The sequence below is a fragment of the Streptomyces sp. NPDC087844 genome, from assembly GCF_044742785.1.
In the GTDB taxonomy this organism is placed as follows: domain Bacteria; phylum Actinomycetota; class Actinomycetes; order Streptomycetales; family Streptomycetaceae; genus Streptomyces.
Genome location: NZ_JBIUVD010000006.1, coordinates 325,582 through 337,693, shown reverse-complemented (window position 1 = coordinate 337,693; position 12,112 = coordinate 325,582). Strand labels below are relative to the sequence as shown.

Sequence of the window (12,112 nt, the reverse complement as noted above, 5' to 3'; positions counted from 1 at the left end):
GTGCGCGGGCGTACGACGATGAGGGAGTGTCAAGCGTGAGCAACTTCGTGCGGCCGGCTGCCGAGGGTGCGGATCCGTTCGGGACGGCCCGGCTGCGACGCGGGGTGCTGGACGCCTGGGCGACGAGTCCGGCGCGGTTCCGTGAGGACGCCAACTCCGAGGAGGACCTCGTACTCGGCGGCTACCGCGACCGCCTCGTCGTGGAGCTCGCCCAGAACGCCGCCGACGCGGCCTCCCGCGCCGGCGTCCCCGGCCGCCTGCGCCTCACCCTCCGCGACGGAGTCCTCGCCGCCGCCAACACCGGCGCCCCCCTGGACGCCACCGGTGTCGAATCCCTCTCCACCCTGCGCGCCTCCGCCAAGCGCGACGACAGCGACAGCGCGGTCGGCCGCTTCGGCGTCGGCTTCGCGGCCGTCCTCGCCGTGACCGACGAACCCGCCCTGCTGGGCAGGCACGGCGGCGTCCGCTGGTCCCTCGTCGAGGCCCGCGACCTCGCCGTCGACATCGCCCGCCACAGCCCCGGACTCGGAGACGAACTGCGCCGCCGCGACGGCCATGTACCCCTGCTCCGGCTGCCGTTCGCGGCCGAGGGCTCCGCGCCGGACCCGTACGACAGCGTCGTCGTCCTGCCGCTCCGGGACCCCGCCGCCGAGGCACTCGCGGAACGGCTCCTCGACGGCGTCGACGACGCCCTGCTGCTCGCCCTGCCCGGTCTGGCGGAAGTCGTCGTCGAGAGTGGCGACGGCAGCGTACGGACCGTCCGGCGCCGCACCGAGGACGACGGCGGCGGCGTGGTCGTCGAGGACTCCCGCGACGGTACGACCCGCTGGCGCACCGTCTCCGCGCACGGCTCCCTGGAGCCCGGCCTGCTCGCCGACCGGCCCGTCGAGGAGCGTCTGCGCCCCCACTGGTCGGTCACCTGGGCCGTCCCGGTCGACGCCGACGGCACGCCGGGCCGCCCCCGCACCGGCCCCGTCGTGCACGCGCCCACCCCCAGCGACGAACCCCTCGGCGTGCCCGCGCTGCTCATCGCCTCGCTGCCGCTCGACACCACCCGCCGCCACGCGGCCCCCGGCCCGCTGACCGACTTCCTGGTGCAGCGCGCGGCGGAGGCGTACGTCGAACTGCTCGCCGCCTGGCGGCCCGTGACCACCGGGATCATCGGCCTGGTGCCGGGCCCGCTCGGCAAGGGCGAACTGGACGGGGCCCTGCGGCAGGCGATCCTCGAACGCCTGCCGCGCACCGCCTTCCTGCCCCCCGCGGTCGAACCGGCCGGCGGGACCGGTGACGCGGACGCCGACTCCAACGCCGACTCCGATCTGCCCGAGGCCCTGCGCCCCCGCGACGCCGAGGTCATCGAGGGCGCGGGCGCCGACACCGTACGGGTGCTCGCGGAGGTGCTGCCCAGCCTGCTGCCCGCCGGGCTCGAACGGCGGGCGGAGCTGCGCACCCTGGGTGTCGCGCGGGTACCGCTGGCCGAGGCGGTCGACCGCCTCGCGGGCCTGGAGAAGGCCCCCGCGTGGTGGCGGCGCCTGTACGACAGCCTCGCCGGGGTCGACCCGGACCGCCTCTCCGGACTGCCGGTCCCTCTCGCTGGGGGCACCTCCCAGGCTTTTGGCTCTGGGGGAGCACGTACGGCGATCGGGCCGCGGCAGGTCCTGCTGCCCACCGCTGAAGGAATCGAAGCAGGGGCGCAGGCCGCACCCGACGCCCTCGCCCGGCTCGGTCTCAAGGTCGCCCATCCGGACGCCGTCCATCCGCTCCTGGAGAAGCTGGGCGCCCTGCCCGCCACCGCGCGGGCCGTCCTGACCACCCCGCAGGTCCGCGCCGCCGTCGCAGGCTCCCTCGACGACGACCGCGGCGCCTGGGACGACGACACCACCCCGGACGCCGAGGAACTGGCCGACATCGTCCTCGCGCTCGTCCGGGACGCCGACCTCGAACCCGGCGACGAACCCTGGCTCGGCGCCCTCGCGCTCCCCGACGACGAGGGCGAGCTCGTCCCAGCCGGCGAACTCGTCCTCCCCGGCAGCCCCTTCGCCCAGGTGATGCGCGAGGACGAACTCGCCTCCGTCGACCCCGAACTGGCCGAACGCTGGGGCGAGCAGCCGCTCGCCGCCTGTGGCGTACTGGCGAACTTCCAGCTCGTACGCGCCACTGACGTCGTCCTCGACCCCGACGAACTGGAGCCCAGGGACGGCGACTTCGCCGAACCCGACGACGCCGGGCTGCTCGACGCCGTGGACGTGTGGTGCGAGGACTCCCTGGACGCACTGCCGGACTCGCCGGTGCCGCCCGTCGCGACCGAGATCGTCGCCGTGCGCGACCTCGACCTCGTGGACGACGACCGCTGGCCCGAGGCCCTCGCGCTGCTCTCCCGCCCGCCGCTGCGGGACGCCCTCACCCAGCCGGTCCGCGTCCTGCTGCCGGACGGGACGCACGAGATCATCCGCTCGTACACCGCCTGGTGGCTGCGCGGGCATCCCGTCCTCGACGGCCGCCGCCCGGCCGGCCTGCGCGCCGAGGGCGGCGACCCGCTCCTGCACGGTCTGTACGACGCCGCCGACGCGGCCGGTTTCGACGACGAGCAGGTGCTGCGGGCCCTCGGCGTCCGTACGTCCGTGGCCGCGCTGCTCGCCGAGCCGGGCGGCGGTGCCGAGCTGCTCGACCGCCTCGCCGATCCCGACCGCGAGGTCTCGGCGTCCCAACTGCACGCCCTGTACGGCGCGCTGGCGGACCTCGACCCCGACCAGGTCACCCTGCCGGACGAGTTGCGGGCCGTGGTGGACGGCGAGGTGCGGGTCGTGGACGCGGCCGACGCCGTGGTCGTCGACTCGCCCGACCTGCTGCCCTTCACCGCGGGCACGCCCCTGCTCCCGGTACGGCCCGCGCGGGCCGCGGACCTCGCGGAGCTGTTCCAGGTCCGGCGGCTGAGCGACTCCGTCACGGGTGAGGTGACCAGCGAGGGCGCGGAACACGCCGTACCGGAGTCCGTACGGACTCTGCTGGGCCCCTCGACCCCCGCGACCTATGTCGAACACGAGGAACTGGTCGTCGACGGCACCGAACTGGACTGGCGCCGCACCCGCGACGGGGTGCTGCACGCCTCCACACTGGAGGGTGTGGCCGCCGGCCTCGCCTGGGCGGCCGGTCAGTGGCCCCGCCGCTTCGAGGTCGCCGCCCTGCTTGAGGACCCGTCCAGGACGGAGGAGCTGGAGCGGGACCGCTGGTTCGACTGAGCGCCGCCCGCCGGGGCGCGGCTGTACGCCGTGTGCCCCGGCGTGCCGTGGAAGTGATCTGCATCACATGATCACGAAAACTTCACCTGCCGTACAACCATCGGCCCCCGCGGTGTATCTGATCATGCGAGTCAACAGGCTCCAAGATCACTCGGGCCCACGTGAAGTCGACCGTCGGGCCCCTTTCCCACCAGGGGAAACACATGCGCATACGTGCCACCGTGGCTGCCGTCACCGGCGCCCTGGCCCTTTCCGCGTTCGCCGTCCCGGTCGCGCAGGCCGACGACCCCTCGTACCGCGAGACCGCCGCCGCCGCCTTCGAGGCTGCCCACAGCGGCGGGGCCAAGGCTCAGCGCAGCGCGGCTGTCGTCGGTGACCTGGACGCCTCCTTCTCCAACTTCAAGATCGCCTCGGTGCACAAGGTCGGCACCACCAACCAGGTCTCCACCAAGGTGACCTACAAGCTGACCCACGGCGCCGACGTGGACCTCGGCTCCCTGGACTTCGCCACCGGTCCGTACATCTACAAGGGCTCGTTCGACACCCCGGACAACGTCATCTTCGGCTTCGAAGCGGCGACCTGCGTCGAAGCCTCGACGACCGTCGCCAACTGCACCGGCTACGTCGACATCCTCCCGTCCGAGGAGCTGCTCAACAGCGACGCCGGCACCTGGAAGGGCGGCGCGCTGCTGCTCGACTACGTCACCGGCTCCTACGCCGACCAGGGCGACCTCGCCACCACCAAGGTCCTGCGCAACTCCCGGCTCACCGTGAACGCCTCCCCCGAGCCCGTGAAGAAGGGGAAGACCATCACGGTCACCGGGTTGCTGACGCGCGCCAACTGGGACACGGGCAAGTACGCCGGCTACACCGCGCAGTCGGTGAAGCTGCAGTTCAAGAAGAAGGGCGCGTCCACCTACACGGACGTCAAGACCGTGAAGTCGGGCACCGGCAGCTCCGCGGGCAAGCTGAAGACCACCGTCACGGCCTCCGTCGACGGCACCTACCGCTACGCCTTCGCGGGCACGTCGACCACGCCGGCCGTCAACTCCGCGGGCGACGCCGTCGACGTCAACTGATCTCCTTCCCCGCGCCCCCGCCAGGGGTGCGGGAAACCCGCCCGTTCCCGCTCAGGCGGGAACGCGGCGGTCCACCCACCGCCACAGGAACTCCAGGGCGGCCGCCGCCACCGCCGCGACGCCCACCGCCGTCCACGGCAGCACCGTGCCGACCAGCCGTAGCGCGAAGAAGTCCTGCAGCCACGGCACCACCAGCACCAGCAGAAACCCGATCCCCATCGCGGCCACGAGACCCACCCGCCACCACGTGTACGGCCGCGCCACGATCGCCAGCACCCACATGGACACCAGGAACAGCGTCAGCGTCGCCGCGCTCGTCTCCGCGTCCAGCGCTCCCTCCCCGGTGTAGTGGTGCCGGGCGAGCAGGTACGTCGTGAACGTGGCCAGCCCCGCCACCACCCCGCCCGGGATCGAGTACCGCATCACCCGCCGCACGAAATGCGGCCGGGCCCGCTCCTTGTTGGGCGCGAGTGCCAGGAAGAACGCCGGCACCCCGATCGTCAGCGTCGACAGCAGCGTCAGGTGCCGCGGCAGGAACGGGTACTCCACCTGGCAGCACACCACCAGCACCGCGAGCAGCACCGAGTACACCGTCTTGACCAGGAAGAGCGTGGCGACACGCGTGATGTTCCCGATGACCCGGCGTCCCTCCGCGACCACCGAGGGCAGCGTCGCGAAGCTGTTGTCGAGCAGCACGATCTGGGCGACCGCCTTGGTGGCCTCCGAGCCCGAGCCCATCGCGACACCGATGTCGGCGTCCTTGAGGGCGAGCACGTCGTTCACGCCGTCGCCGGTCATCGCCACCGTGTGCCCGCGCGACTGGAGCGCGCCCACCATCTCGCGCTTCTGCTGCGGGGTGACCCGCCCGAACACCGAGCCCTCGTCCAGCGCCTCGGCCATCTCCTCCCGGTCGGCGGGCAGCCGGCGCGCGTCGACCGTCGCGGAGGCACCGGGCAGCCCGAGTTTCGCGGCGACCGCGCCGACCGACACGGCGTTGTCGCCGGAGATCACCTTGGCGCGTACGTCCTGCTCGTCGAAGTACCGCAGGGTGTCGGCCGCGTCGGGCCGCAGCCGCTGCTCCAGGACGACGAGCGCGGTAGGCCGCGCGCCCTCCTGCACCCGAGGGTCGTCGAGGTCCCGGACGGCACGGGCGAGCAGCAGGACCCGTAGCCCCTGTTCGTTGAGCTGTTCGGTCTCGGCGAGCACCGGGTCGTCGTCGGCGAGCAGCACGTCGGGGGCGCCCAGCAGCCAGGTGGTCACCCGGCCTTCGTCCCCGCCCTCGCCCTCGTCGAAGGACGCCCCGCTGTACTTGCGCGCGGAGGAGAAGGGCAGTGCGCCCTCGCCGCGCCAGTCCCCGCTGTCCGGGTAGGCGTCGATGATCGCCTTCAGGGATGCGTTCGGGCGGGAGTCGGAGGCGCCGAGAGCGCCCAGCACCTTGCGTACGTACGCCTCGTCGCCGCCGTCCTTGTCCTCGTCCCCCAGGGGCCGCAGCTCGGTGACGTCCATGCCGCCCTCGGTGAGCGTGCCCGTCTTGTCGAGGCAGACCGTGTCGACGCGGGCGAGGCCCTCGATGGCCGGGAGTTCCTGTACCAGGCACTGTTTCCGGCCGAGCCGGACGACGCCTATGGCGAAGGCGACCGAGGTGAGCAGGACCAGGCCTTCGGGGACCATGGGCACGATGCCGCCGACGGCGCGCGCGACCGAGTCCTTGAAGTCGTTGTCCTTGCTGACGAGTTGGGTGATGGCGAGGCCCACGGCGGCCGGGATCAGCATCCACGTCACGTACTTGAGGATCGTGGAGATGCCGGTACGCAGTTCGGAGTGGACGAGGGTGAAACGGCTGGCCTCCTCGGCGAGTTGCGCCGCGTACGCCTCGCGGCCCACCTTCGTCGCGCTGAACGCGCCGCCGCCCGCGACCACGAAGCTGCCCGACATGACCTGGTCGCCGGGCTGTTTGACGACCGGGTCGGCCTCGCCGGTGAGCAGGGACTCGTCGATCTCCAGGCCGTCTGCCTCGGCGCACTCGCCGTCCACGACGATCTTGTCGCCGGGCCCGATCTCTATCAGGTCGCCCAGCACGATCTCGGAGGTGCCGATGGGGGTGGCGGTGCCGTCCCGGCGGACGGTCGGGCGGGACTCGCCGATGACCGCCAGGGAGTCCAGGGTCTTCTTCGCGCGCAGTTCCTGGATGATGCCGATGCCGGTGTTCGCGAGGATCACGTAGCCGAACAGGCTGTCCTGGAACGGGGCGACGATCAGCATGATCAGCCAGAGCACGCCGATGATGGCGTTGAACCGGGTGAAGATGTTGGCCCGGACGATGTCGGCGGTGGAGCGGCTGCTGCGCACGGGGACGTCGTTGACCTCACCCCGGGCGACGCGCTCGGCGACCTCGGCGGCGGTGAGGCCCTTCGCGTTCGCGTGCGCGCTTGCGGGGAGCGGGACGGGGTGCACGGGGTCGAGTTCGGCGCCCGCGTCGATGTGCGTCATGCCTTCGACGGTACGGCGGGACATGCGGCTGCACCCGGTGAGTGCGGCAACATCCGACCAGCGGAGGAGCGCTGATGCTGCTGTGGTAGTACGCCGGGGCTGCCTTCACCGAAGCGGGCCGCGCGTTGCCTACGGGCACGCGACGGCCGGTCGCGCGGTTCCTCGCGCCCCTGGGGGAGGTGGGGCCGCGGTGCTGAATGTCGTCCGCGGGCCGGACGGGGTTGAGCGCGCAGTTCCCCGCGCCCCTAGGGGGTGAGGGGTCGGCGTTGGACGTCGTGTGCGGGCCGGACGGGGTTGAGCGCGCAGTTCCCCGCGCCCCTAGGGGGTGAGGGGCGGCGTCCGATGTCGTGTGCGGGCCGTACGGGGCTGGCCGCGCGGTTCCTCGCGCCCCTCAGGGCATCGCGGCGCCCGGCGAGGGGAAAGCTGGGGCGCAGCCCCGCTTTAGGGGCGCGGGGAACGGCGCGGGTCACCCCGGCCTGGCCGCACTCGACGCACGTTGGGGCGCAGCCCTGTTTTTCGGGGGCGCGGGGAACGGCGCGGGTCGCCCCGGCCTGGCCGCACTCGACGCACGTTGGGGCGCAGCCCTGTTTTTTGGGGGCGCGGGGAACGGCGCGGGTCGCCCTCACTCGGCCGCACCCGACGCACGCGGCTAAGCAACCCCACCCCCTACGGTGCGGAGGCCCGTTTGATCGCCGCCTCACGACCCCGCACGTACCAGATGCCGATCAAACCCAGCCCCGCCCCCGCCAGGCACGTCCAAAGCCACCACAGGTGCCCGTGGTCGTCGAGCCAGCCGTAGAACGGCAGCTGAACCAGGAAGAGGACGAACCAGAGGATCGCACCACCCGTAACGGTGGCCACCACGGGACCCTCCAGCGGTTCCGGTGCCTCGTGTGTCGGTGTCCACTTCGCCATGGGAACAGCTTACGAGGAGGGCAAAGGAGTGCAGACGCCACAGCGGTCTACGCGCGGAGATAGCGCCAAAGCCGTCATATGTTCATACTGAATCTGCCTGACTCTGGCCAATTTCGCTCGTACGAAACTCCAAAAGGTCCCCCCATGCCCACCTCGGCCCCCGCCAAGGCTTCCGCGCCCGACGAGCCGGACCCCGCGTCCGCCCGCAGCGCCCTCGACCGCTACTTCAAGATCTCCGAGCGCGGCAGCACCCTGCCGCGCGAGATCCGCGGCGGTCTCGCCACCTTCTTCGCGATGGCCTACATCATCGTGCTGAACCCGATCATCCTGGGCAGCGCGAAGGACATGTACGGGCACCAGCTCGACAACGGCCAGCTGGTCACCGCGACCGCGCTGACCGCCGCCTTCACCACGCTCCTGATGGGCGTCATCGGCAACGTACCGATCGCCCTCGCGGCCGGCCTCGGCGTGAACACCGTCGTCGCGCTGCAGCTGGCACCCCGGATGTCCTGGCCGGACGCGATGGGCATGGTGGTGCTCGCGGGCCTCGTGGTCATGCTGCTCGTCGCCACCGGTCTGCGCGAACGTGTCATGAACGCCGTACCGCTCGGCCTGCGCAAGGGCATCGCGATCGGCATCGGCCTCTTCATCATGCTGATCGGCCTGGTCGACGCGGGCTTCGTCTCCCGTATCCCGGACGTGGCCCAGACGACCGTGCCGCTGCAGCTCGGCGCGACCGGGCACCTGAACGGCTGGCCCGTCCTGGTCTTCGTCCTCGGCACGCTCCTCACGCTCGCGCTGATCGTGCGCAAGGTGCCGGGCGCCATCCTCATCTCGATCGTCGCGATGACGGTCGTCGCCGTGGTGATCAACGCGGTCGCGAAAGTGCCCTCCTGGGGCCTGACCACCCCGAAGTGGCCCGGCAACCCGGTCGCGAGCCCCGACTTCGGCCTCGTCGGCCAGGTCAGCCTCTTCGGCGGCTTCGGCAAGGTCGGCGTACTGACCGGCGTGCTGTTCGTCTTCACGGTCCTGCTGTCGTGCTTCTTCGACGCGATGGGCACGATCATGGGCATCGGCGACGAGGCGAAGCTGACCGACAAGGACGGCAACATGCCGGGCATCAGCAAGGTGCTCTTCGTCGACGGCATCGCGGTCGCCGCGGGCGGCGCGACCTCCTCGTCCGCGACCACCTGCTTCGTGGAGTCCACGGCGGGCGTCGGCGAGGGCGCGCGCACCGGCTTCGCGAACGTGGTCACCGGCGCGCTCTTCGCCGTCGCCCTCTTCCTGACCCCGATCGCCACGATGGTCCCGTCGCAGGCCGCCACCCCGGCGCTGCTCGCGGTCGGCTTCCTGATCCTGTCCGGCTCCATCCGGCAGATCGACTGGGCCGACCACACGATCGCGATCCCTGCGTTCGTGACGATGCTGATGATGCCGTTCACGTACTCGATCACGAACGGCATCGGCATGGGCTTCATCACGTTCGTCGTGCTGCGGCTGGCGACCGGGCGCGGACGCGACGTGCCGGTCGCCATGTACGTGGTGTCGGCGGTCTTCGCCTTCTACTACCTGATGCCGGCGCTGGGCCTGACCTGACCGGGCGTGACCTAACCGGGCCTAACCCGACCGGGCCTGACCTGACCGGGCCGATGGGCCCGCGGCTCACGGGCCCGGAGCTCACAAGCCCGGAGCTCACAAGCCCGGAGCTTACGGGCCCGGGGCTCACGGAACCCCGTAGAACTTCTCCGTCTCCTCGACCGCGGTCGAGAACCGCTCGTCGAAGTCATCGCGAATGAGCGTCCGGACGACATAGTCCTGGACGCTCATTCCTCTTTTCGCCGCGTGCTGCCGGAGCCGGTCGAGCAGCTCCTCGTCTATCCGAAGGCTGAGCACAGTGGTCCCCATGGGTACGAGGGTCGCGGCCGGGGCGTGTTCTGTGTCACTTTCCGCGCCTGCCTCACTCGTATGGGTGAAGTAAGGGTTGGCGCGGGGGTGCGTGGCCGGACTCACGGCCGTTCGTGGGGCGTCGCGGTGGTCTTTAGGCAGGGTAATGAGTTACTCTAAAGAACATGCCTGACCTCACCCATGGCGACGACGTTGCCGCCGTGAACTCCCTGCGCTCCGCCGTGATGCGTCTGTCGCGCCGACTCAAGCACCAGCGGGTCGACGAGTCGCTGAGCCCGACCGAGATGTCGGTCCTGGGCACCCTCGCCCGCTGCGGCACGGCCACGCCGGGCGAACTCGCCCGCAAGGAGCACGTGCAGCCGCCCTCGATGACCCGCATTGTGGCGCTGCTGGAGGCGAAGGGTCTGGTCCGTCTCGAAGCGCACCCGGACGACCGCCGCCAGAAGGTCGTCACGCAGACCGAGCGCGCGGAGGCCATGCTCGCGGAGAGCCGCAAGAAGCGGAACGCGTGGCTGGCCTCCCTCGTCGACAGCCTGGACGAGGACGAGTGGGCCAAGCTCCGCGAAGCCGCCCCAGTACTGGAAAAACTCGCGCACCTGTAGGCATGTGCGGGCACCTGTTGTCAGCGGTTGCCGGTCCCTACAACTGCTGACAACAGCCGACAGTCATGGGGCCCGCACCACTAGAACCACCCGCACCACCGAATCACCCGCACCACCGCACCACCAGAACCACCAGCACCGCACGCACCACGCAAGGAGGCGAACGCCGTTGAGTACGGGACCCGGAGCAGACTCCGCCCCCGCACCTGCCGCCCACGACACCCCGCACGCCCCCAAGACCCGCTCCTCGATGTTCAGCTCGCTGAAGATCAGGAACTACCGTCTGTTCTTCACCGGCCAGGTCGTCTCGAACACCGGCACCTGGATGCAGCGGATCGCCCAGGACTGGCTGGTACTGAGCCTCACCGGCTCGTCCGCCGCCGTCGGTTTCACCACGGCCCTGCAGTTCCTGCCGATGCTGCTCTTCGGCCTCTACGGCGGAGTCCTCGTCGACCGCCTGCCGAAGCGCCCGACGCTGCTCGCCACGCAGACCGCGATGGGCCTCACCGGCATCGCACTGGCCTTCCTGACCCTCACCGGACACGTCCAGGTCTGGCACGTCTACGTCGCCGCCTTCGCCGTCGGCCTCGCCACGGTGATCGACAACCCGGCACGGCAGTCCTTCGTCGCCGAGATGGTCGGCCCCGGCCAGCTGCAGAACGCGGTGAGCCTCAACTCCGCCAACTTCCAGTCCGCCCGTCTGGTCGGCCCCGCCGTCGCGGGCCTGCTCATCACCGGTGTGGGCACGGGCTGGGCGTTCCTGCTCAACGGACTGTCGTTCGTCGCGCCCGTCGCGGGTCTGCTCCTGATGCGCTCCAGCGAGCTGAACCAGGTCGAGCGCACCCCGCGCGGCAAGGGCCAGCTCCGCGAGGGCCTGCGCTATGTCGCCGGCCGTCCCGAACTGATCTGGCCGATCGTCCTCGTCGGGTTCATCGGCACCTTCGGCTTCAACTTCCCCGTCTGGCTGTCGGCCTACGCGGACGACGTCTTCCACGGCGGCGCGGGCGCGTACAGCCTCTTCAACACGCTCATGGCCGTGGGATCGGTCGCGGGCGCGCTGCTCGCCGCCCGGCGCGGCACGACCCGGCTGCGCGTGCTGATCGCCGCCGCCGTCGCCTTCGGAGTCCTGGAGATCGTGGCCTCGCTGGCCCCGTCGTACTGGCTCTTCGCCGCCCTCATGGTCCCCATCGGGATGGCCGGCCTGACGGTCAACGTCACGGCCAACACGGCCGTCCAGATGGGTACCGACCCCGCCATGCGCGGCCGTGTCATGGCGCTGTTCATGATGGTCTTCATGGGCGGTACGCCGCTGGGCGCACCCGTGGTCGGCTGGATCACGGACGCGTACGGGCCCCGGGTGGGCTTCGCCATGGGCGGAGTCGTCTCGGCGCTGGCGGCGGCCACCGTCGGTCTGGTCCTGGCCCGTGTGGGCGGCCTGCGCCTGTCGGTGGGCTGGCACCACGGCCACCCGCAGGTCCGGTTCGTCCCGCGGGAGCGGGAGCTGGCCACGGCGGCGTAGCCCGCCGGGCCGGTCGGCGGATCGGGCGGGCCCAGGTTTGCAGGTGGGTGCCGACCCGGTGGTGGCTGGGAGCGCAGTTCCCCGCGCCCCTCAAGATGCCCCTCAAGGACAGGGCTGCGCCCCTGCCTCTGCCCCTCGGCGGACCCCGAGGCGGGGGTGTCTGAGGGAGGGCGGTTACGCTCGGTGCGTGGACCCCAAGACGCGGAACCGGATCATGGCCGGTGTGCTTGTGCTGATGTTCGTCGTGGTGGCTCTGGCGGCGGCCGTCGGCGGGTGACGGCCGCCGCCTCGCCGCGGTGCCGTTCCGTGGCGCGCGGCTGCGGACGCGTCGTGGCCGGCCGTGCCCACGCGGCGGAGCCGCAT

General features: G+C 71.5%; 8 protein-coding genes. 5 read left to right on the top strand and 3 right to left on the bottom strand.

The features are described 5' to 3' along the window. Positions 1–35: 35 nt before the first annotated feature. Positions 36–3,239, top strand: coding sequence for a sacsin N-terminal ATP-binding-like domain-containing protein (locus tag ACIOKD_RS15540; RefSeq protein ID WP_402083395.1), 3,204 nt, complete (start codon positions 36–38; stop codon positions 3,237–3,239). 203 nt (positions 3,240–3,442) lie between these two features. Further along, entirely contained in the window at positions 3,443–4,318 is an 876-nt protein-coding gene (locus tag ACIOKD_RS15535) for a hypothetical protein (protein WP_402083392.1), read from the top strand. A 51-nt stretch (positions 4,319–4,369) separates the two neighbouring features. On the opposite strand, the gene ACIOKD_RS15530 is transcribed toward ACIOKD_RS15535, so the two are convergent. Then, entirely contained in the window at positions 4,370–6,808 is a 2,439-nt protein-coding gene (locus ACIOKD_RS15530) for an HAD-IC family P-type ATPase (protein WP_402083390.1), read from the bottom strand. Between the two features lie 666 nt (positions 6,809–7,474). Then, entirely contained in the window at positions 7,475–7,723 is a 249-nt protein-coding gene (locus tag ACIOKD_RS15525) for a DUF2530 domain-containing protein (RefSeq protein ID WP_402083387.1), read from the bottom strand. Positions 7,724–7,867: 144 nt separating this feature from the next. Here ACIOKD_RS15525 and ACIOKD_RS15520 point away from each other — a divergent pair, with 144 nt between their 5' ends. Then, positions 7,868–9,319 carry an NCS2 family permease gene (locus ACIOKD_RS15520; RefSeq protein WP_402083384.1) on the top strand — a complete coding sequence of 484 codons (1,452 nt, stop codon included), beginning with the start codon at positions 7,868–7,870 and terminating at the stop codon, positions 9,317–9,319. Positions 9,320–9,445: 126 nt separating this feature from the next. Here ACIOKD_RS15520 and ACIOKD_RS15515 read toward each other — a convergent pair whose 3' ends face one another. Further along, positions 9,446–9,628 carry a ribbon-helix-helix protein, CopG family gene (locus ACIOKD_RS15515; protein WP_210881101.1) on the bottom strand — a complete coding sequence of 61 codons (183 nt, stop codon included), beginning with the start codon at positions 9,626–9,628 and terminating at the stop codon, positions 9,446–9,448. 164 nt (positions 9,629–9,792) lie between these two features. Between ACIOKD_RS15515 and ACIOKD_RS15510 the strand changes: the two genes are divergently transcribed. Both ACIOKD_RS15510 and ACIOKD_RS15505 read left to right on the top strand, forming a co-directional pair. After that, on the top strand, positions 9,793–10,230 hold the full coding sequence (locus ACIOKD_RS15510) for a MarR family winged helix-turn-helix transcriptional regulator (RefSeq protein WP_398289754.1): 438 nt from the start codon (positions 9,793–9,795) through the stop codon (positions 10,228–10,230). Positions 10,231–10,399: 169 nt separating this feature from the next. Next, positions 10,400–11,749: an MFS transporter gene (locus ACIOKD_RS15505; protein ID WP_402083380.1), complete on the top strand. Its 1,350-nt coding sequence runs from the start codon at positions 10,400–10,402 to the stop codon at positions 11,747–11,749. The last annotated feature ends 363 nt before the right edge of the window (positions 11,750–12,112 follow it).

Excerpts from the sequence above, each read along its gene's own strand:
- ACIOKD_RS15520 (WP_402083384.1), top strand. The coding sequence starts at position 7,868 with ATGCCCACCTCGGCCCCCGCCAAGGCTTCCGCGCCCGACGAGCCGGAC.
- ACIOKD_RS15510 (WP_398289754.1), top strand. The coding sequence starts at position 9,793 with ATGCCTGACCTCACCCATGGCGACGACGTTGCCGCCGTGAACTCCCTG.
- ACIOKD_RS15515 (WP_210881101.1), bottom strand. The coding sequence starts at position 9,628 with ATGGGGACCACTGTGCTCAGCCTTCGGATAGACGAGGAGCTGCTCGAC.
- ACIOKD_RS15525 (WP_402083387.1), bottom strand. The coding sequence starts at position 7,723 with ATGGCGAAGTGGACACCGACACACGAGGCACCGGAACCGCTGGAGGGT.
- ACIOKD_RS15535 (WP_402083392.1), top strand. The coding sequence starts at position 3,443 with ATGCGCATACGTGCCACCGTGGCTGCCGTCACCGGCGCCCTGGCCCTT.
- ACIOKD_RS15530 (WP_402083390.1), bottom strand. The coding sequence starts at position 6,808 with ATGACGCACATCGACGCGGGCGCCGAACTCGACCCCGTGCACCCCGTC.